Source organism: Methylobacterium dankookense, from assembly GCF_902141855.1.
Lineage (GTDB): Bacteria > Pseudomonadota > Alphaproteobacteria > Rhizobiales > Beijerinckiaceae > Methylobacterium > Methylobacterium dankookense.
The window spans coordinates 49,137-68,391 of the sequence record NZ_CABFVH010000022.1; the positions used below are offsets into that span (position 1 = coordinate 49,137).

At 66.3% G+C, this 19,255-nt stretch carries 18 protein-coding genes and 1 pseudogene; 12 read left to right on the top strand and 7 right to left on the bottom strand.

What is annotated here, in order from left to right; translation table 11 throughout:
• The first annotated feature begins 233 nt into the window (after positions 1-233).
• The 4 genes from MTDSW087_RS30605 to MTDSW087_RS16845 all read left to right on the top strand — a co-directional run bounded on the left by MTDSW087_RS30605 (position 234) and on the right by MTDSW087_RS16845 (position 1,862).
• Complete coding sequence (locus MTDSW087_RS30605) at positions 234-476, top strand: hypothetical protein (protein WP_078946958.1); 243 nt, start codon at positions 234-236, stop codon at positions 474-476.
• A 15-nt stretch (positions 477-491) separates the two neighbouring features.
• Positions 492-917, top strand: a complete 426-nt coding sequence (locus MTDSW087_RS16840) for a hypothetical protein (RefSeq protein ID WP_053608425.1) — start codon at positions 492-494, stop codon at positions 915-917.
• Positions 918-1,351: 434 nt separating this feature from the next.
• Positions 1,352-1,522: a hypothetical protein gene (locus MTDSW087_RS30205; RefSeq protein WP_163006263.1), complete on the top strand. Its 171-nt coding sequence runs from the start codon at positions 1,352-1,354 to the stop codon at positions 1,520-1,522.
• A gap of 22 nt (positions 1,523-1,544) precedes the next feature.
• Positions 1,545-1,862: a hypothetical protein gene (locus MTDSW087_RS16845; protein ID WP_238178970.1), complete on the top strand. Its 318-nt coding sequence runs from the start codon at positions 1,545-1,547 to the stop codon at positions 1,860-1,862.
• A 123-nt stretch (positions 1,863-1,985) separates the two neighbouring features.
• Here MTDSW087_RS16845 and MTDSW087_RS16850 read toward each other — a convergent pair whose 3' ends face one another.
• The 3 genes and pseudogenes from MTDSW087_RS16850 to MTDSW087_RS16860 all read right to left on the bottom strand — a co-directional run.
• Positions 1,986-3,686: a hypothetical protein gene (locus MTDSW087_RS16850; RefSeq protein WP_142585897.1), complete on the bottom strand. Its 1,701-nt coding sequence runs from the start codon at positions 3,684-3,686 to the stop codon at positions 1,986-1,988.
• A 161-nt stretch (positions 3,687-3,847) separates the two neighbouring features.
• Complete coding sequence (locus MTDSW087_RS16855) at positions 3,848-4,294, bottom strand: hypothetical protein (protein ID WP_142585896.1); 447 nt, start codon at positions 4,292-4,294, stop codon at positions 3,848-3,850.
• Positions 4,295-4,614: 320 nt separating this feature from the next.
• A pseudogene (locus MTDSW087_RS16860) lies at positions 4,615-4,937 on the bottom strand (transposase); the annotation flags it as partial.
• Between MTDSW087_RS16860 and MTDSW087_RS31445 the strand changes: the two are divergent.
• The 4 genes from MTDSW087_RS31445 (at position 4,884) to MTDSW087_RS16885 (ending at position 8,826) form a co-directional block, all read left to right on the top strand.
• Positions 4,884-5,138 (top strand): recombinase family protein, encoded by a 255-nt coding sequence (locus MTDSW087_RS31445; protein WP_142585899.1) that lies wholly within the window; start codon positions 4,884-4,886, stop codon positions 5,136-5,138. The pseudogene MTDSW087_RS16860 and the gene MTDSW087_RS31445 overlap by 54 nt on opposite strands.
• A gap of 272 nt (positions 5,139-5,410) precedes the next feature.
• Entirely contained in the window at positions 5,411-5,782 is a 372-nt protein-coding gene (locus MTDSW087_RS16870; RefSeq protein WP_053622086.1) for a hypothetical protein, read from the top strand.
• A gap of 1,182 nt (positions 5,783-6,964) precedes the next feature.
• Positions 6,965-7,234, top strand: coding sequence for a hypothetical protein (locus MTDSW087_RS16880; protein ID WP_053609210.1), 270 nt, complete (start codon positions 6,965-6,967; stop codon positions 7,232-7,234).
• Positions 7,235-7,350: 116 nt separating this feature from the next.
• Positions 7,351-8,826 carry an efflux transporter outer membrane subunit gene (locus MTDSW087_RS16885; RefSeq protein ID WP_053622095.1) on the top strand — a complete coding sequence of 492 codons (1,476 nt, stop codon included), beginning with the start codon at positions 7,351-7,353 and terminating at the stop codon, positions 8,824-8,826.
• Positions 8,827-9,258: 432 nt separating this feature from the next.
• On the opposite strand, the gene MTDSW087_RS16890 is transcribed toward MTDSW087_RS16885, so the two are convergent.
• On the bottom strand, positions 9,259-9,456 hold the full coding sequence (locus tag MTDSW087_RS16890) for a hypothetical protein (protein WP_053622096.1): 198 nt from the start codon (positions 9,454-9,456) through the stop codon (positions 9,259-9,261).
• Positions 9,457-10,203: 747 nt separating this feature from the next.
• Between MTDSW087_RS16890 and MTDSW087_RS16895 the strand changes: the two genes are divergently transcribed.
• Entirely contained in the window at positions 10,204-11,697 is a 1,494-nt protein-coding gene (locus tag MTDSW087_RS16895; protein WP_053622087.1) for a carbohydrate porin, read from the top strand.
• 68 nt (positions 11,698-11,765) lie between these two features.
• Here the strand turns inward: MTDSW087_RS16895 and MTDSW087_RS16900 are convergent, their stop codons facing one another.
• The gene (locus MTDSW087_RS16900; protein WP_053622088.1) at positions 11,766-12,161 is read right to left on the bottom strand and encodes a hypothetical protein; all 396 of its coding nucleotides are present in this window, start codon (positions 12,159-12,161) and stop codon (positions 11,766-11,768) included.
• 917 nt (positions 12,162-13,078) lie between these two features.
• On the opposite strand from MTDSW087_RS16900, the gene MTDSW087_RS30210 reads away from it, so the two are divergent.
• Positions 13,079-13,570 (top strand): hypothetical protein, encoded by a 492-nt coding sequence (locus MTDSW087_RS30210; RefSeq protein WP_186383877.1) that lies wholly within the window; start codon positions 13,079-13,081, stop codon positions 13,568-13,570.
• 149 nt (positions 13,571-13,719) lie between these two features.
• A complete protein-coding gene (locus MTDSW087_RS16910; RefSeq protein WP_142583744.1) occupies positions 13,720-14,079 on the top strand; it encodes a hypothetical protein in 360 nt (119 codons plus the stop codon).
• Between the two features lie 151 nt (positions 14,080-14,230).
• On the opposite strand, the gene MTDSW087_RS16915 is transcribed toward MTDSW087_RS16910, so the two are convergent.
• Both MTDSW087_RS16915 and MTDSW087_RS16920 read right to left on the bottom strand, forming a co-directional pair.
• Entirely contained in the window at positions 14,231-14,440 is a 210-nt protein-coding gene (locus MTDSW087_RS16915; protein ID WP_053622090.1) for a heavy-metal-associated domain-containing protein, read from the bottom strand.
• Positions 14,441-14,506: 66 nt separating this feature from the next.
• Complete coding sequence (locus tag MTDSW087_RS16920) at positions 14,507-17,662, bottom strand: efflux RND transporter permease subunit (RefSeq protein WP_053622091.1); 3,156 nt, start codon at positions 17,660-17,662, stop codon at positions 14,507-14,509.
• A gap of 167 nt (positions 17,663-17,829) precedes the next feature.
• Between MTDSW087_RS16920 and MTDSW087_RS16925 the strand changes: the two genes are divergently transcribed.
• Positions 17,830-19,098 carry an efflux RND transporter periplasmic adaptor subunit gene (locus MTDSW087_RS16925; protein ID WP_238178967.1) on the top strand — a complete coding sequence of 423 codons (1,269 nt, stop codon included), beginning with the start codon at positions 17,830-17,832 and terminating at the stop codon, positions 19,096-19,098.
• Positions 19,099-19,255 lie beyond the last annotated feature (157 nt).

Consider the following 19,255-nt stretch of genomic DNA (forward strand, 5'->3'; position numbering starts at 1 on the left):
TCGTGCTCGAGGCCCTCGCCGCGAAGGGCTACAACGTCGATCTATCCGCGGTACCCGAGGACGGGAGACGCCTGCGATGATCGAGGCCGCCCTTGTTGCAGTCCTGGCAGCGGCCTTGAGCGCGGCGGCAGCCGGCGCGGTTAGCGGATCCGGTACTGAATGACCACCGCGGCCTTCCTCGTCATGCTGGCCGGGACGCTGGGCACTATCGGCATCGCGGTTCTCGCCCTCGAATGGGCGCCACTGCGCCGACGGTAATATCCTTACCCGATGCCCATCACCTCGCCCTTGAACTCGAGGTGGCGGAGCTGCGCCAACAGCTGGCGGCTGCTCAGGACATGCGGGTGGAAACCGCGGCGGATGCTGGGCGGCTTCATGCCGAGAACACCGCGTTGGGGGACGAGCTTGCCCGTATGCGCGCCGAGGCAGCCGTGCGGCAGATCTCTGCCACCGTACGGGGCAGGGCAGTTGCCTGACCGGATCGAGAGAGCATGCCGATCCGGCCCGAGCACTGCTTCTTCTACCCCATCGACTGGCCGCAGCTCTCGATCGCGATCCGGTTCGGGCGAGCGAGAGGCTGCTGTGAGGGCTGCGGACGGCCGCACGGGCGGATGGTCTACCACCTCGGCGATGGCCGCTGGTGGGACGCAGATGTCGGACGCTGGCGTGACGGCTGGGGGAGACGGATCCGGATCGCAGCAGGGATCGACATCCTCGGTCAGGCTCGACGAACGCGGGTCATTCTTGCCGCTGCCCATCGCGATCACGACACCTCGAACAACACTGACGCCAACCTCGCTGCCTTCTGCCAGCGCTGCCATATGATCCACGACCGGCTGGAGCATCAGAGGCGGCGATGGCGCACGCTGTTTCGCCGGAAGGCATTGGGTGATCTGTTCGGCGGCCCCTATGCCTAAGGCCGGCTTGCTTCCTGATGGTTCTCACTGCGGTCCGCCCGCCACGAGATGAACAACACCCTGGCGGACGCTCCTAGCCTGAAGGTCTCGGCGCGCATCGCATGCGGCGCCGGCACCGGAGAGGAGGTCAGCCATGAGACATCACGGCACCAGCCCCCGAACGTCGCGCATCGCTGATGCGGACCAGGACGGTCCACCCAACCACGACCGGCAGGGATAGTGGCTCTTCGAGCGGCAATCGACACTCCGGATCGAAGAGCGTGGGCCCTGCAACAACTCGCCGCCTCAGGTCGGCGGGTTTTTTCATGAGCTGATGCTGGCACTACGCCCGTGGCGCAGGCTCTGCCGTTCGCTTTCTGTACCTAGTGTGCTCCGAGCGCGGCAGCCGTGCTCAAGGGCCTCTGATACACCGGTTGGGCCTCTGGATGCCGCCTATGCCTACCCGCCCGATCCTTGTTCGCATTGCCCTCGCCGTGGCGCTGGTGGCTGTCTTGGTGGCGCTGGCCGACGGCGTGGCTCAACATGAGCTCCGGCAGGCGATCGGCGGCACAACCATAGCCGCTGCTGTGATGGACGCGCAGCCGTCCGGCGCGTCCGATGAGTAATCAAACGATACCTGTCCGAGGCATGGTCCTCCTCGCGATCCTGGCCGGGCCGGTCTCGGCCCTGGCGGCCGAGCCGGCCGAACTGCCAGCCTTGGAGCGGACATGGCATGGCTGCGTACGCGAGGCCTACGACCGGCAGCCGGAACGCGGCAGCCGACCCGGTCGTGAGCGGAACGCCCTGGACGAGTGCAAGCCCCACGAGGACGCCTACGTGGCGGCCTTGATGGCAGCCCGCCCCAACGACGACTTGCCCCTGAATGGGTGGGCGCGGACGTGGGCGGCGTACGTGTCGTTCGTGATGGATCCGGTGCAGGCTTGGATCAAGGCGCTGCGGCCTTGAGGAATTCCGCTAACAGCTGCTGAAGAGAGCCAAGCCAAACTCGGGTGCCGCCATTCGCATAAGGGCTGGCTATGGAACATCGCTGATCGCGGCAGGCCAATCAACTCAGTCCTATGGCTGGTCTCAGAACGGGTAGTATCGGAGTGAGGTCAGGCCGGTGACGAGGTGGTTGGACGGCTGGACACCGGACGCCCCCTGGAACGCGTCGCGCTCGGTGTAGGAGACCTGGGCCCCGGCCACGAGGCGGCCGTAGCTGCCCTTGTACAGGTCGTGCCAGAAGCCGCCGGTGATCTGACGGATGTCGCGGCTCTCCGCCTGGCAGGTTCCGCTCGCCGCGCCCTCGACGTCGCAGCCCGTCACCACCAGAGTGGGCGAGCCGTAGCCCGTGGTGTCGAAGGCGCCCGCCCGCGCCACGTGCTCCCAGCCGGCATAGACGTAGACGTCGGTGCCGGGCTGGACATGGGCGACCGCGCCGGCGAGCAGCTGGAAGGTGGGCAGCGGCGCGATCGACCCATCGGCCTTCAGCGCGAAATCCGGCAGCTGCGCCGAGCCGTAGCGGCCGATGCCCTGGCCGACGAGGCCGCTGACCTGGAGGTCGAGGCGTTTGTCGATCACCGGCACCGTCGCGGCGCCGCCGATGCCGTAGCCGAGTGCGGTGTCGGACCGACCGGGGAGGCGGACCGCGGCGGTGAGGTTGGTCGGGCTCAGCCGGTCGTCGAAGAAGCGCACCAGACCCTTGAGCTCGAAGTGGCCAAAACCCGGCTCGAGGGCGAGCTTGCCGATGATGTCGGGGGCGCTGTTGTTCGAATAGGTGGTGGCATTGTTGAGTAGGCCCGCCGCGTCGCCGGTGTTGTTGACGTTGACGAGGCTCGGGGCCGCGAAGGGGCTCGGCGGCAGCACGCTCTGGGGCGATTCCGCGGACAATCCGGCCCACAGCCCCGGGGCGATGTCCTTGACCACGCGCACCTGCGGGTTGCGGGTCCAGTTGAAGCCCGGCACGTATTGCGCGTCGATGGTGAGCGGGATCTGCTCCTTGAGCGGCGTGATGCCCGACAGGTCCGTGGTGATCAGGCTCCAGGCCTGCCCGGCTAGGACGTGCCAGCCGGTATCGAGGGCGTCGACGCTGGCGAAGATCTGCCGAATGCGCGGCGTGTAGCTGTTGCTCTCGCGCGAGTTCGAGGTGGTGCCGGCCGCCAGGAAGTCGATCTCGTAATAGCCCGATATCTGGAGCGTCGGCTCGACCTTCGCGGTGAACAGCCCGCTCAGGCGACTCTGCCGGGCGGAGAAGCGGAACTCGCTCTCGCGCGAGCGGGGGCCGTTGCGGAACGGGATGCCGTTGAAGTCGGTGGCGACGTCCGAGACGACGTTGGGATTGCGGAAGATGCCCGCGAGCTCGACGAAGCCCCCGGGGGTGAAGCAGATCGCCGGTCCGAGCGCGTAGCTGCCGGCGTTGCAGACGAGGTCGTTGGCGAGGATCACCGGGGCGCGCGCGCTGACGGCGGGCCGCGCCCCGCCGGGGCCGCCCACCTGGGCCACGCGCTGCTGGTGCTCGGTCCGGGCGGCGAGCCGGGTCTGCTCCCGCGACAGGACCCGGCGCTCCCGGGTCTCGCCGGCGAGCGCCGCCCGCTGGGTCCCCGCCTGCCGGCGCAGGGCGGCGAGTTCCTGCTGCATGGCCTGCATCTGCCGCTGCATCGCGTCCATCCGGGCCGCCATCTCGGCGACGCTCTGAGCGCGGGCCGGCAGCGGGGCCGAAAGCGGGGCCGCAATCGTGATCGAGGCGATCAGAGCCCCGAGCCGGGGAGATGGGCGATGGGGCGACGGCATCACGGGTATTCTCCGACGCAGGGTGCCGGGTCCAGCACCGGATGCCAGATATGGTTCGCACCGTTCTGCGTCGCCTCGTGCAACGACGCGCTCGCTTGAATTGTTCTGGGTAGCGTCCATCATGTGAGGATGCCTCCTGCGGGTCAAGGTTCCCGACGCTGTCATGATGTCTCCCTCCTTGATCGCTTGTTGCGTTGTGCGCGAGCGTGGAGCGCCTCGATCATCTCCGGGGTCGGGGTGATCTGCCAGGGCTGCCCCTTCGCTGATTGCCGTCCGCTCAGGTCGCCGCGAGCCAGGTACTTGAACACCGTCTGCTCCCTCACCCCGAGCACAACGGCCGCTCCCCGGATCGAGTAGTCCTCGTCCGGCCAGCGCGGTGGATTGGCGCTCACGCCGTTGATCTCGACCGTGGCAATGCCGAAGCGCTGCCGCAGCAGCCAGACGTTGCCGCCCGCGAACGCACAGCCGCGTGCCGCGACGAAGCCCTCGGCGTTCAGCCGCGCCGCGACCGCCTTGTTCATCAGCCCCGCAGGGTTGAGCGCCGTGATCCGGTCCCGCAGACGGTCGAGATCGATGTAGTCGCGATAGGTGTGGACGCGCCGCTGCACGCAATGCTCGCTCGTCGCTCCAGTCTACCAGACGATCTTGAGCCAGACCTGACCGCGCGTCGGCTTTCGGTCGATTTCGTCCTCTAATGGATCGATGGGCGGCAGCTCGATCCTGAGCGTTCGACGCTTTCGGGTGCCTGCGTTCTCTCCGTTCTCGTGCGGCACTTGATGGGGTCAGCCGGGTGCAGAGCGGCTCGGTTGAAAGCGCAGCCGGCACAAGGCCGCATGCTAAAAAAATCGATGCCATCTTCTGCTCCCTCCCTCGGGCGTCGCTCCCGCTCGGGAGTTCGGTTCGGCCTCCTGGCCGGGGATGTCAGCCGCTACGCAGGCCTGAACTCGGAGCCCTGCCGCAGCATCGCGTGCATGATGATCGCCAGCCGGCACGAGCACGATGCGTGCCTTGCGCATCGTCCAGCGCTTCGCGATGGCCAGAGCCCGAGCCTTCAGCTTCAGGGGCTGCCTGCAGCGCGTCAGCATCACGTCGGCGGCTTCGTACAGCAGCGTTCTGCCCCGCCGGTCGACGCACTTCGAGATGCTGCACGGTGTCGTCGACTTCGCCCGACTGGTAACGCCGTGGGACAAGACCGAGATGCGGCCCGACGTCGCGAGAGCGTTTGAAGCGCTCAGGATCGTCGATGGCTGCCCGTGCTGGCGGCCCTCGCCGACACCGTGCAGGATCTTCGAGGGGAGAGGGGCGGCCCTGCGCTCCCTGACCGGGCAGATCGACACCACGACCCCGAACGGACGGTTGATCTTCCACATCTTCGGAGCACCAGGTCCGTTCGAACGCGATCTCATTTGCGAGCGCACGCGGGTCGGGCTGAGCGCCGCCGCAGCCCGCTAGCGGCAAGGGCGGCCGCAAGCCCGTAGTCACCCCAGGGATTTTGCGCACAGCCCCGGTGCTGATCGGGCAGGGCCTGAAGGTGCGCGAAGCGGCCGCCTGCCGGAAGGTTAGCAAAAGCGCCCTCTATGAGGCATTGGCCGAATATGAAGCCAACATCGATCGTGAGGCTCGATGCAAAACGCAGCAGCGCTCGGGCGGGGCTGGCCGATAACCCGGACCGAGGCGGAGGCGCTTCGGTTGACGTTCAATAAACGCCACCCCAAGGTCATCCGATGAACCGAACGAAAACTCCGATCCTGAGCATTGCGGCGGCAGCCCTTGCCATTCTGTTATCAACTCCTGCTACGGCCGAGACGGTCAAGATCGTTGGCCTCGGCGCCTCGAGCTGCGCCCGCTTCAATCAGGAAATCGGAGAAAATCCCGCGCTTCAGCGTGATTACTTCGCGTGGGCGCAGGGCTTCATGAGCGGCGCATTGATCCGGGCGCCTCAGGGCGTGGACGAGGGACTTGATCTCACACCGCCATCCTTCCCGCTGCAGGAGCAAGTGGGCTTCCTGCGAGCCTTCTGCGCCAAGAACCAGGATCAGGACTACATGGACGCGGTGCGCGCTTTATATCACCGCCTGCGAGGGCCCAAAACTTAAGTTCAGCTTACAAGCAGACTAAATTGAACCCTGCTGCTGAGTAAGTCTTTGTAATCCTCGATCAGTTCCACAGCACGATGTTGTTGAGCGCAAGGCGCGCGCCAAATGGAGGCCTCGCGATCAACAGGTGATGGATAATCAATCAGACGCTTTTAGTGCCGCTCTTCATGGTGTCCGCCGCCGTCGTGGCCTTCACGCCGCTCCTCGTGGAGCCCTTCCCGACGTTCATGGTGACCGCTATCGCGACGTTCCTCCACCACGGCAGGACCGTGGCCCCCGCCCTGAACCTGTATCCCACCCGGGTTGACGTCGACGTGCTGAGCCATGGCTGTCGCTGGTGCGAGCGCGAGTACCGACGTCAGCAGCAAAACCGTAGGCGTTTTCATTGTCACCGTGACCTCCCTTGTCTTTATCGCGAATACTAACGCTCAAGCCGGAATTAGGATCCGTATTCTCTCTGACGCCAAATGGGACGTACCCATACACTCTGGATCGCAGCGGGGAACTTGAGTGGGCCTTCGTAGAGGTGGCGGTCGCGACGATGCTGGGCGGCTCGCGCCACAGTCTCACCGGGCGCTCCCCGCCCTGCCTTGTTCCGGGGCACGCTCATCACCGCCACCTCGGTCGCGTCGACCGCGGGGCTGATGGTTCGCTGGGGCGGAGCAGGGTCAGTAGCCCTGTCCTCCATGACTGCCATGGCCGCCGAAGGAGCGTCTGTGACCTCCCCCATAGCCAAAGCCGCGGCCAAACCCTCCGTGGCGGCCGTAAGACCGTCCATGGCCACCAGAATAGCCGTGCCGGCCGGAGCCGCCGTGGCGACCGTAGGATCCGCCGTAGCCGCGGGAATGACCATAGCCATGACCCTGAGCGGCGGCCGGCTCTGACAGCGACACGAAGCCGATACCGACCGCCAGGGCGAACAGACCGGCGGTCAGGGCCGCTTTGAAGCGAGGCGCGTCCGTCATTTGCATTCTCTCCTGGGTGAAAGGCACGGGTATCGTGCCGTCGTATCGTCAGCCTCGGTGTGCACCTTTGAACTGCACCTGAACGGAAGGTGCGATCGCCTGGTAGCTCGCACTTGTGGCCGCGGCCGGTCACACAGCCGCTCCATGCCCGCCGAATAGATGCCACCTGCCGGCGTTAGCCCCTCGGGACACACGACAGGAGCCAGAGGAGCCAGGCATGACGGCTGACGACCTCGACAAGCGGGCCGAGCTGACGATCTGGCTTGAAGCGGGGACGGGGCAGACCCGACAGGGTCGGGAGTTCGCGACCTTGCGCGAGGCGCTCTGCGCGGCTGTGGACGCGCTGCACGACCCGGAGGCACGGCCCTGGATCGTGACCGAAGAGGGCGACATCCTCTCACCCTACTGGATCCGGGAAAACCGTGATATGGCGCGCCGCCATCGAGGCGGACAGCGCGTGGGCCGTGCTCAACGGTCGGAACGCTGAAGCGGGGGGAGCCCTCTGACCGTCATGGTCGAGATTGTCGGGTTGCCCGACTGGTCCACACGGGACACCGGAGCCCTCCAAGACCCGCCAGCCACCACTCGGCGGCCGCGCAGATGATGCGCGCGCGGGGCTTGCGCCTCGTCGGAGTGCTGACGCTTGCCGGGCTGACCTCGGCCTGCCTCGTCGGACCGGACTACGCGCGCCCTTCGGCCGAGACCCCGCTGGCCTTCAAGGAGGCCGGCAGTTCCCCTGCGCCAGGTTGGCGGGTGGCCAAGCCGGACGACGCTGTCGCGCGCGGCACCTGGTGGTCGGTCTTCCGCGATCCCGTGCTCGACGGCCTGATCCGCGCTGTCGATGTCGACAACCAGACCCTGCGCCAGGCGATCTTCCGATACGAGCAGGCCAGAGCCGTGGTCCAGCAAGCTCGCGCCCAGCTATTCCCGACCGTGATCGGCGCCCCCAGCATCCGGCAATCCGGGAGTGGCAACGAGGCACGCACCACCCTGACCCTGCAAGGCTCGGCCAGCTGGGAGCTCGACCTGTTCGGCCGCATCCGCCGCCAGATCGAGAGCGGGACGGCCTCCGCTCAGGCCAGCGCGGCCAGCCTGGCGCTGATCCGCCTCACGAGCCAAGCGGAGCTCGCCACAAACTATTTTCAGCTGCGTTACCAGGAGTCGCTCCAGCGGCTCCTGAACGACACCGTCGCGGGCTACAAGCGCAGCCTCGCGATCACCCAGAACCAGTACGCGGCCGGTGTCGCCGCGCGCTCGGACGTGATCACCGCGCAGACCCAGCTCCAGACAACCGAAGCCTCGGCCATTGCAGTTGAGCTGCGCCGGGCCACATTCGCGCATGCCATCGCGATCCTGAGCGGCCGGCCGCCGTCGGAGATCACGATCCCCCGCGGACAGCTCGCCGCACGGCCGCCCGGGGTGCCTGTGAGCCTGCCCTCGACGCTGCTGGAGCGGCGCCCGGACATTGCTCAGGCCGAGCGCCTAGTTCAGGCGCAGAGCGAGCAGATCGGCGTCGCTGTGGCGGCCTTCTACCCGAGCGTGCGCCTGTCGGCCTCCGGCGGCCTCTCGGGCGATCCAGCCGCTGCGCTGTTTGCGGCCGAGAACCAGTTCTGGTCGGTGACCGCGGCCGCAACGGAGGTGCTGTTCGATGGCGGCGCCCGCTCGGCTGCCCTGCAGACAGCACGGGCAGCCTATGAGGTTGCCGTCGCGACGTATCGGCAGACGGTGCTGACGGCGTTCCGCGAGGTTGAGGACGGCCTTTCGGGAGCGCGCATTCTGGCACGGCAGCAGGTGGCGCAACAGGCTGCAGTGGCATCCGCCACGCGTGCCGTGGAGATCGCACTCAACGAGTACCGGGCCGGCACGCAGAACTACACCACCGTCGTCACGGCCCAGGCGATCGAGCTCAGCAACCGGGTAGCCGCGCTGCAGATCCAGGCCGCCCGCTTAACCACGGCCGTTGCGCTGATCCGGGCCCTGGGGGGCGGCTGGGATGTGCGCAGCCTGCCGACACGCGACGAACTCGTAGAGGCTCGCCTGCCGGTCGATAAGGGTCCGGCTTTGCACCCCGAGGAATGACGGATGTTGTCTTCTGAAGCGCAGCCGGCGGTGTCGCCCTTCTTCCAGTATCGGTTCGTCCCGACACCTTCTGCGAACTGGGCAACCCGAGGTGAGCCTTGCGGCGCAGGCTGACTTGCGTCGTGGAGAATTGCGATCAGGCACGTTGTCGGCCGCGGGCGTCCTTCTGTTTCTCGGATCAGCCTTCGTACTTGCCCAGAGCCTCCTCGATCTTGGGGCGTGAGGCGGGAGCCATCGACTCCTTACCCATCATCAGCCAACCACAAATCCTCCCGAAACGCCCTCGGTAACGCAGCGCTCATGGTGGCGCAGGCTAGCGAGGAGACGCGAAACGGGTCCAGGCGGCACGCTGCCGGACCGAGTTTGCAACCGCTGGCAGAATGCCCGCCCTCAACCGGAACAGACCGAAGGCGGGCTTGCGTCGGCTAACCCCTACTTGTGGTGCTCGCCGCTCTTGCCGTGTGCCTTCGTCGAATGCTCATGGGCGGTGGTCGAGTGACCGTGGGCCTCAGTCGAGTGCTTGTGACCGGCGGCGTGGTCGCCCTTGCCGTGATGCTCGGCGGCGGTTCGATGCGACTTAGCCGCCTTCTCGTGATGCTCGGCGGCTTCCGTGTGGGCTTTCTGGGGCATGATCGTCTCCATTGACGCGGGGGCACCTACGTGCATCCTTCCAATGGCCTGGCTGCCGTAACGGTTGCCTCGCTCGCGGCATGGTGACCCTTTATGCGGCAGAGAGCTGCCTCAATTCGCGCCAAGTCCGGCGACAAGTGCGGCCATGAACCCTCCCCTGGCAGCACCCTGCAGGGTGCCGCTACCATGGACGCCTCTCCAACCCATCACTCAGCCGCCGCCGTCGCGCCGTGCTGCAGCCGACCCTTGCCATGCCGGTCTGGGGTGCTGGGCATAGACCGAAGCTGCCGATTGCCAGTGAGAGTGGCCTCGATGTCGGCGCGCGGAGCATAGAGCCGTGTGACGGCAGACGTACCCTGACGTTGGCGGGCCTGGGCAAGCGCCTCGTGCCGCGCTTGCGGGCGTAGCGAGTTCAGCCGACGCGACGCCGGTGTTGGGGCCGGCGCACTCGACCCGGTGTTGGTCGACGCCAGAGAAAATCATCTCGCTTCGCCTGCCGGTCGACAGCGGGTTGGCCCTGGCCTGGGCAAGTGAACCCTCTAAAAGTCATGTGGTGCGTCCCTGAGAGGCAGATCCCGACTGCGGGACGAGAGATCAGGGCGCGCCCGAGGCGATGAGCTTCGGGATACCGGTGCGAGACGGCAGACGGCCGACTGGTGTAGCGTCATCGAAGTGGGGGCTACGCATGAGAATGTGCCCTCTGCCGGTGGCGTGTTTTCCGAGAATGATCGTCCCCACGTGCCGCCCTTGCAGCGCTCCCTTGCCCTATGGCTGGCTCTTGCTCTCGCCCTCGCCCAGGCGGCAGGGGCGCAAACGCCTCTAGAGGAAACTGCGCGGATCGCGGCCGAACCGAACTTCCTCGGCCGGCCGGGAGGAGCCGGCAACGATCCCCAGACCTCAGTCGCCCAGCCCGACTTCTCGGCCAGGCCGTCCGCGAACCTGAACACCTCGATCCAGGATCTATTGGAGCCGTATGGCGATCCGTTCGCGGCCCGTAGCTTCCTGAGGACGAGAGGCATCGCGTACAGCTTCACCTATGTCGGCGAGAGCTTCGGAAACGTCACCGGCGGCGCACGGCGCGGCGGCATCGCAGAGGGCCGTCTCGACTTCCAGTTCGACGCCGACCTGGACACCCTGATAGGTTGGCGGGACGCGGCTTTCCACACCAACCTCTACCAGATCCACGGCACCGGCCTGTCGCGCCACTACGTCGACAACTTCATGTCGGTCAGCGCGATCGAGGCGCTGCCGTCCTCCCGGCTCTACGAACTCTGGGTCGAGCAGAGGTTTTTCGACGGCCAACTCGGGATCAGGGTCGGCCAACTCGCGACCGACACCGAATTCGCCGTCAGCCAAACAGGAACCCTGTTCCTCAATTCGACCTTCGGCTGGCCCAACATCATGGCCTCCGTCATTCCGAGTGGCGGACCGATCTATCCGCTCGCCGTTCCGGCCGTGCGTGCGAAGTACGTGCCGAACCGGAGTTTCTCGCTGCAAGCCGGCATCTACGACGGTGACCCGGCGGGACCGCCGCGCCGCGGCAACGACCCCGACCCACAGCGGCGCAACCGCACCGGCACGAACTTCCGCACGAACGATCCTGCTCTGGTGATTGCGGAGGCCGCGTATGCCTACGGTCTCGAGGCCGATGACAACATCGAGCCCGGCACGGTGACGCTGGGCGGCTGGTATCATTTCGGCCGCTTCGGCAGTCTTCGCTTCGATCGGAGCGGAGGCTCGCTTGCCAACCCGTCCAGCAGCGGCCTTGCGCGCCGCTTCCGGGGCAACAGCGGCATCTACGGAATCATCGATCAGACGATCTACCGGGAGCCCGACGACCCGAACGATGGCGCCAGCGTATTCGTCCGCCTGTCCGGTTCGCCCTCCGATCGCAATCTGCTTGACCTCTACCTCGATGCCGGCATCGGCTATAAGGGCCTGCTGCCCGGCCGCTCGGACGATACGGTCGGCGTCGCTTTCGCCATCGAGCGTATCTCGAAGAACGCCCGAGGGTTTGATCGCGACACCCTTCTCTTCGGCGGCACGCCTGCACCGCGGCGCAGCAGCGAGGCCGTGCTGGAGGTCAGCTACCAAGCCGTCCTCGGCCCTGGCGTTACCGTGCAGCCGGACTTTCAGTACGTGTTCCGGCCCAGCGGCGGCGGCGCCAATCCGCGCGAGATGGATGGTCGGCGGATCCGGAACGCGGCCGTGTTCGGCCTGCGCGCGACGATCCGGTACTGACCGGTGCTTGCGATGCCGATCTATCGTGCGCGGATGGCATCGTCGGCGAGATCAGTCAGCCTATCGTGTCAATCAGGAGTTGCCCGAGCCTTTGCTCGCGCCAACAGCAGTTCGAATTCGGCGTGACGGTCATCATGGGTGCGGATATACTCTCGCACGAGGGATTTCACGATCGTGTCGCACCAGGCATTGATGGCAGACAGTTCGGTGTCCGGGCTGTCGGATCGCAAGCTCTCGATGGCTTTCAGCGCCCCTGCCTTGGCGACATCGGCTGCTTGTCTCAGGACGAGGAGGTTCTCGGCGGCGGGGACGCCGTGGCTGACTTCGTCCTTCACTTCCTGCGCGTAGAAGCGAAAGTCTCCCCGCTTGCCGGCCGTTTCGGCCAGAAAGGAGGGATCGCGAGCGGTGCAGACATTTCCAATCATCAGCATGAGGTCGGCCGGCGTGAGCAATCGCGTCAGCATGCTAAGATCCGAGGATGCTGCCAAGCTGCTCGCGGGTAAAGCAGTCAGCCCTGCGAGAGTCACGGCGGCAACAATGCACTTCGAGAACTTGCAGCACATAAGCACCATCCGGAATATTCTTGCCGCGAGAAACAAAATCGGGATTAGGGAGTCCGGCACTGTGCTACTGGTCCTTTGCCCAACGCTATATGCCTAGCCGCCATGATCTTATCCTGCCCGACATCGTTGTTCGTGACGAGTTGCCTTGCTGCTACTCAGCCCTTTCTCGACACTCGCCCGGACTGAATTTTGAGCGCCTCTCAATCTACTGGTATGTGAACGGCCCCTGCGCCGTGGCTCTCGCCGGATTTGGTAACACGGGCGAAGTCAGGTGAATGCAGCAGGAGCGAGCGGCGGAAGTGGCTCCGGAGTATCGCGGCAATTGAATCACCTCCGATCCAGCCAGTCCTGCGACGGCCCACCAAGGTCCGAGCCTGTCCTGCACAGAAAAGCCCCACTGGGTCGGCGGGGCTGAAGGGGAATACCAGGTACGCGTCCTTCGAGTAATGAGTCAGTGGGAGCGATGTCCGCCGAAGTGGCCGCCGTGACCCCAGCCACCGTAGCCGTGGCCCCAACCGGGTGCATAATCCGCATCGTCCCCATAGCCTTCGACGAACTGACGATAGCCCAACCGTGACCAAAGTGCCCGTGATGCCCGTCACCTGACCGGCAGGCTTCGGACCGGGTCGGTGAGAGGATCGGCTAGGACCAGAGGAGTTGGAGATATCGCCAAAACGCTCCGCTCCTACCTCTGTGAACCTTGCTGCACCTCCGCCGTTGATTCACGACTGCCCAGGCCTGCTCAAGATGGGTGCGGCGAGCTCCCATCCGGCAGATGACCTATGTCCCTGGATGATGCTCGATGAGGAAAATGTGCCATGCACGTCAGGTTCAGAGCGGCCCGTATCACTGGTTACGCCGCGCTTGCGTTGCTGACCGGTAGCATTGTGGGATCTATCCCAGCCGCTGCGCAGCACCACGGCGGGTTTGGCGGTCATAGCGGGGTTGGCGGGCATAGCGGGTTCGGCGGTCACGGCGGGTTCGGCGGTCACGGCGGGTTCGGCGGCCACGGTGGGTTCGGCGGTCATGGACTGCGCCATGGCTTCTACGGGGGGCACGGTGGCTATGGAGGCCATTATGGCTACCGTCGCCACGGCCACTTCGGTTACGGTGCGGCGGGTCTGCTCGGTGGTTTCGCGCTCGGAGCTTTGGCCGCGAGCCCGGCCTACTACGGCTACGGATACGGCTACCCTGCGGCTTACGGGTATGGTTACCCAGCCTATTACGGTGGTGACTGCCACCTCGTGCGGCGGCGCTTCATCGGAGCTTATGGCGGAACCTACATCCGCCGGGTTCGCGTCTGCGATTAGATCGCAGCAGAGCTTCTGCGCACGATCAAGCGGACTTCTTCAATCTGTAGTTCTGGACAGATGCGTGTTGGCCGCAATCAGCGGCCAACTAAAAGTTAGAAATCTTGTTGCCGCTGACGATGGCGAGAAGCAATCAAGAAAGCATAAAGATGTGGCAGACTTCGATTGTGCTTGGATCGCAAAGTCCTGATTGGCGCGCCAAGTTAGGGAACGTCGTCGCGGATGTCATGCCGAGGAGCCTGGGCCTCCTCGCGCTGATCTTAATCCCGCTGCTGCCGTCGCAGGCGCAAGCCATCTCGGACCGACGGGATCAGCCGAGACAGGCAGACATCCCGGAAGGTACGCGGCCGCCGACGGACATCGCGCCGCCTCGCGCCTTGAAGCCCACCACGAAGGTGATGCCCGGAAATACCGGCCTGACCGGAACAAGGCGCTCGCGTACCAACCCGCTGGATCACCTGAGCAAGCCATACCGGAGGTCGGGCGAGGAGAAGGGCCACCGGCGCTGAGACGGCGAGCTCGCCGTTTTCACCACCCTCGCTCCCGCTTGCGAAGGCAAATAGGACGCTGTTTGCCGTGAGGAGCGTTCGATACGAACCCACCACCGGCTCCCGTGCTGGCCGATCCAGCCGCGCGGCTCAACCCCACTCCAGCCTCCACTCAATCCTCCCCGACCGCGTCGACCGAGTAGCCCGCACCATCTATGGCAAAGACCACGATCTGCGGATCGGCGGATGCGTCCACCCGGACCTCGCCCGTTCGGGAATCCGCTCTCACGACCGTGTCCTCTCCGAGCTGATCCATGATCGCTCGGGCGATCCTGCGCTCGCACTCGTCGCCGGTCATGCCGGTGACCTTGTAGACGCGCATGGTTGCCCTTTCTGGCTTGATCGTTGCCGTGCGCCATGCTCGTCTGCCGCGACGGTGAACCGCTCTCTATTCCGCCGGCAATGCCGCGGCGTCTTCAGCGTCGGGGCTGCGCTCGTCGCGGTCCTTGCCCCGCCATCGCACACGCTCCGCTGCGACGTAGAAGACGGGGGTCACGAACAAGGTTAGGATCGTGGCCACAAACAGGCCACCGATGACCACGGTCCCGATCGAGATGCGCGCGTTCGCGCCCGCTCCGCTGGCGGCGGCCAACGGCACCGAGCCGAGGATGAAGGCGAAGGCCGTCATCAGGATCGGCCGGATGCGCAGATGAGCGGCGTCCTGCGCAGCCTTCAGGGCATCCACGCCGGTCGCGCGGGCCTCCTCGGCGAAGGAGACGAGCAGGATCGAGTTCTTGGCCGCGAGTCCGACCAGCAGGAGCAGGCCGATCTGCCCGAAGATGTCGAGCGGCAGGTCGCGCAACGCCAGCGAACCAACCGCCCCGAAGATCGCCAACGGCGTGGCCAGGATCACCACGAAGGGCAGCCTCAGGCTCTCGTACTGCCCGGCGAGCAGCACGAAGACCATCAGCACGCCGAGCCCGAAGATCACGGGCGCATAGCCCCCCGCGAGTTTCTGCTGGTAGGCGACCTCCGTCCACTCGATGGCGTAGTCGTTCCCGAGCGTCTTCCCTGCCAATCGCTCCACCGCCGCGATCGCCGATCCCGAGCTCGATGACTCGGCGGTCTCGACGGCGATCTCCACGGCCGGGTAGGTATTGTAGGACAACACCGCCGTCGGACCGCTGACGAAGCGCGGTGTCACCAGAGAGCCGATCCGCACCGGCTCACCCTGGCTGTTCAGCACGGTCAGACGCTCGAGATCCGCGATTTTGCGTCGGCCCGAAGCCTCGCTCTGGACATAGACCTGGTAGACGAAGCCGAACCGGTTGAAGAGGTTGACGAAGGACGAGCCCACATAGGTGCCGAGGGCGTCGAACAGGCGCTGAAGGGGCACGCCGAGCTGCTCGGCTTTGGCCCGGTCGATGTCGAGCCGCACCTGTGGTACGCCGTAGCTAGTGATGGGAACGGCGCTGCCGATTTCGGGCAACTTCTGGAGCTCGGCGACGAAGCGATCGGCCGCTTGGGCCAGCTTGAGGCCACCCGCGCCGCTCCGGTCCTGGAGTTCGACCGTCAGGCCGCCGCGGGAGCCGAGCCCGGGCAGGGGTGACGGATCGACGATGCGGATCTCGCCGTCCGGATGGTTCTTGAACTTGGCCTTGACCGCAGCGATGACCTGATCGGCGCTCTCCTTACGCTCGCTCCAGGGCTTCAGGGCCGGGATCTGGAAGCCGTAGAACGGCGCGATCGACTCGGACAGGATGCCGCGTCCGACGACGCCGAGGGTGTTTGCCACCGCGGGCTGCTCACGCACGAACGTGCCGACCTCCTTGACCAGCGCCGTCGTGCGCCCCACCGAGGCGCCCTTCGGCATGGCGATGTCGACGAAGAAGTAGCCCTGGTCCTCCTGCGGCACGAAGGCCGACGGGCGCTGCGATACCAGCCAGTAGGTGCCGGCGGCAAAGCCGAGAAACACGAGGCCGGTGATCACGAGGTGACGCGAGAGCGCCCCGATCGCGGCCACGACGCTGTCCGCGCCGCGCTGGAGCGCGGCATCGAACCAGCGCAGGGGCATGCGCCACCACCGCTTCGCCTCCCCGCCGTGGCCGGGCCTGAGCAGCAGGCCGCAAAGGGCTGGCGTCAGGGTCAGGGACACCACGGCCGAGATCAGCACCGACACCGCGATGGTGAGCGCGAACTGGTTGTAGAGCTGGCCCGTCAAGCCGGGGATGAAGGCGACCGGCACGAACAGGGCCGCGAGCACCAGCGTGGTGGCGATCACGGGGCCAGCTACCTCGGTCACGGCCTCGCGCGCGGCTTCCCGTGGCGTTCGTCCCTCGCCCATCAGGCGCTCGGTGTTCTCGACGACGATGATGGCATCGTCGACCACCAGCCCCACCGCGAGCACGAGGCCGAGCAGGCTCAAGGTGTTGAGCGAGAAGCCGAGCACCGCCATGGGGCCGAAGGTTCCGACGAGCGCCACCGGCACCGCGATCGCCGGGATCAGCGTGGCGCGCCAATTCTGCAGGAACAGGTAGGTGACGAGCACCACGAGCGCGATGGCTTCGAGCAGGGTCTTGTAGACCTCTCGGATCGCCTCCTTCACGAACTCCGTGCGGTCGAGAGCGATCTCGTACTTCAGGCCGGGCGGAAAGCGTTTGGCGAGCTCCTTCATGGTGGCACGCACGCCCTGCATCACCTCGACGGCGTTGGCTTGCGGGTTCTGGTACAGGCGCAGCGCCGCCGAGGGCTTGTTGTCGAAACTTGAGCGCACCCCGTACTGCTCCGAGCCGAGCTCCACCCGGGCGACGTCGCGGATGCGCACGACGGACCCGCCGGGGTTGGCGCGCAGCACGATATTCTCGAACTCGCTCGTCTCGACCAGCCGCCCCTTGGTCACGATCTGCAGTTCCAAGGGCGGCGCATCCTCCATCGGCGGCTTGCCGAGGGAGCCGGTGGTGATCTGCGCATTCTGCTGGCGCACGGCCTCGACGACGGCCTGGGGACCGATGCCGAGCGCCTCCATCTTGGCCGGATCGAGCCAGACGCGCATGGCGTAGCGCTTGTTCGAGAGGTTGACGATGCGCCCCATCCCCTCGACACGGCGCAGCGGCTTGATCACCTGCGTCTCGGCCCAGTTCGACAGGAACAGCTCGTCGTACTGATCGTCCTCGCTGTAGAGGACGACGTTGCCGAGCTGCTGGCGCGAGCTCTTGGTGATCTGCAGGCCCTGATCGCGCACCGCTTGCGGCAGCCGCGCCTCGGCGCGGTTGGCGCGGGTGAGCACGTCGGCGGCGGCCGCGTTCAGGTCCGAGCCGACCGCGAAGGTGGCGTAGAGAACGACGCTGCCGTCGGTGTTGCTGAAGGAATAGATGTAGATCAGGTTCTGGGCGCCGTTGATCTCCTGCTCCAGCGGGATCGCGATCGCCTCGTAGGCCTGCTGGGCGCTGGCGCCGGGATAGGTCGCCTCAACGGTGATGATCGGCGGCGAGATCTGCGGGAACTGCGCGGTCGGCAGGCTCAGACCCGCCACGGCACCGATCAGAGTGATCAGGAACGAGATCGCGCCGGCCAGAATGGGCCGATCGACGAAATAGGCGAACATGCCGGGCCTTTCGCTCGTGTCCCACCCGAGCGAGGCTTGCGGCGCTCGCGGCGGTGCAACGCTTCGTGCTCGGGCGAGTTCCCCCCGCGCCAGGGCACCTGACGGTGCCCGTCTCACGGACTTGTTCGCTCTTGGATTTGTTCGCTCCTGGCTCGGAGGGCTGACGCGTGCGCACGCGGCTTCGTTATGGATTGGCCGGCCTCGCTCTGATCCTGGTCGGCATCGGCGCCTGGGCTGCGATGGGCCATCCGCTGCCCGCGGCCGTGCTGAAGGCATTGCCGGCTTCTCTCGCAGGACGCCTCGCAGCAGCCCCCCCCTCGGGGGCAGAAGCAGACCAGAAAGGCCCGGGCGAACCAGAGTTCGCTGTCGGCGTGGTCGAGGCGAAGATGGCGACCGTGCCGATCAGCTTCGACTACACTGGGGTGATCGTCTCGCCGCAGGACGCGGCGCTGCAGCCACGCGTGACGGGCGCCATCATCGAGCGGCCCTTCGAGCCCGGTGGTACGGTCAAGAAGGACCAGGTGCTGTTCCGGATCGACCCCCGGCCCTTCGAGGTGGCACTGAAAGACGCCAAGGCCCAGAGCGAGCGGGCCAAGGCCGCGCTGGAGTTCGCCGAAGCGGAGGTGCAACGAACCGACACGCTGGCCGACAAGGGCTACGCCACCCAGCAGCGCCTGCAGCAGCTCGAGAGCAACCGGACCTCGGCCAAGAGCCAGGTTCAGGCGGCCGAGGCCGCGATTGCCCGCGCGCAGCTCGACCTCGATTACGCCGTGATCAAGGCGCCCTTCGATGGCCGTGCCAGCCTCTCGGGGATCAACATAGGCGACCTTGTCACGGCGAACGCGACGAACCTCGTCAGCGTCGTGCAGATCGACCCGATCGACGTGCAGGTCGCGCTCTCGACTGACGACTCGAAGGCCGTGCGAGCCGCCATGCAGGGTGGTGGCGCCGCTCTGACCGTGCTGGGCGACGACGACGAGCCGGGACGGGAAGCCAAGGTCTACAAGCTCGACAACCGCTTCGATCCCGCGACGGCCCGGCGTCTGATCCGGGCCAAGCTCGCCAACGCGGATGGCCTCTACCTGCCCGGCGAGTTCATCCGGACGCGTCTGCAGGTCGGCCGCAAGGAGCGCCTCCTGGTGCCGACCCGCGCCCTGTCGGCGCAACTCGACCAGCGCATCGTCTGGAGCATCGGCGCCGATTGCCGCATCAGCATGCGGCCCGTCGAGACGGGTGGAAGCTACGGCGATCAGACCGAGATCGTGAGCGGATTGAAGCCCGGTACCCGGATCGCGTCAGATCATCTGCAACGCCTCAGCCAGAACCTGTGCGTCGGTGTCCGTCCTGCGGCCAAAGCGGATATCGCGCAGGATGGCACACGAGGCATGCCGCAGTCGGGATCTTCCGCCGGCGGGGCTGGCTCGGCTGCTCCCTGAACGGGCCGGCCCGCTGCAGCGCGGAGATCTCTCGTTCGCTCGCACCGTAGGAGCGCCGGCAGGCGGAGGAACGACACGATCTCCACGGCCGTTATCCCGTCCGCAGCTGTATGGTAGCCCCCTTGACAAGGATTTTTCCCGTGAGATCACGCGTCCT

What these genes read in the sequence shown, in the direction of transcription:
- MTDSW087_RS16840 (WP_053608425.1), top strand. Translation starts at nt 492, where the DNA reads ATGCCGATCCGGCCCGAGCACTGCTTCTTCTACCCCATCGACTGGCCG.
- MTDSW087_RS30205 (WP_163006263.1), top strand. Translation starts at nt 1,352, where the DNA reads ATGCCTACCCGCCCGATCCTTGTTCGCATTGCCCTCGCCGTGGCGCTG.
- MTDSW087_RS16885 (WP_053622095.1), top strand. Translation starts at nt 7,351, where the DNA reads ATGCGCGCGCGGGGCTTGCGCCTCGTCGGAGTGCTGACGCTTGCCGGG.
- MTDSW087_RS16845 (WP_238178970.1), top strand. Translation starts at nt 1,545, where the DNA reads ATGGTCCTCCTCGCGATCCTGGCCGGGCCGGTCTCGGCCCTGGCGGCC.
- MTDSW087_RS31445 (WP_142585899.1), top strand. Translation starts at nt 4,884, where the DNA reads ATGCGGCCCGACGTCGCGAGAGCGTTTGAAGCGCTCAGGATCGTCGAT.
- MTDSW087_RS30210 (WP_186383877.1), top strand. Translation starts at nt 13,079, where the DNA reads ATGCACGTCAGGTTCAGAGCGGCCCGTATCACTGGTTACGCCGCGCTT.
- MTDSW087_RS16850 (WP_142585897.1), bottom strand. Translation starts at nt 3,686, where the DNA reads ATGCCGTCGCCCCATCGCCCATCTCCCCGGCTCGGGGCTCTGATCGCC.
- MTDSW087_RS16910 (WP_142583744.1), top strand. Translation starts at nt 13,720, where the DNA reads ATGTGGCAGACTTCGATTGTGCTTGGATCGCAAAGTCCTGATTGGCGC.
- MTDSW087_RS16880 (WP_053609210.1), top strand. Translation starts at nt 6,965, where the DNA reads ATGACGGCTGACGACCTCGACAAGCGGGCCGAGCTGACGATCTGGCTT.
- MTDSW087_RS16900 (WP_053622088.1), bottom strand. Translation starts at nt 12,161, where the DNA reads ATGCTGACGCGATTGCTCACGCCGGCCGACCTCATGCTGATGATTGGA.
- MTDSW087_RS16920 (WP_053622091.1), bottom strand. Translation starts at nt 17,662, where the DNA reads ATGTTCGCCTATTTCGTCGATCGGCCCATTCTGGCCGGCGCGATCTCG.
- MTDSW087_RS30605 (WP_078946958.1), top strand. Translation starts at nt 234, where the DNA reads ATGGGCGCCACTGCGCCGACGGTAATATCCTTACCCGATGCCCATCAC.
- MTDSW087_RS16870 (WP_053622086.1), top strand. Translation starts at nt 5,411, where the DNA reads ATGAACCGAACGAAAACTCCGATCCTGAGCATTGCGGCGGCAGCCCTT.
- MTDSW087_RS16915 (WP_053622090.1), bottom strand. Translation starts at nt 14,440, where the DNA reads ATGCGCGTCTACAAGGTCACCGGCATGACCGGCGACGAGTGCGAGCGC.
- MTDSW087_RS16890 (WP_053622096.1), bottom strand. Translation starts at nt 9,456, where the DNA reads ATGCCCCAGAAAGCCCACACGGAAGCCGCCGAGCATCACGAGAAGGCG.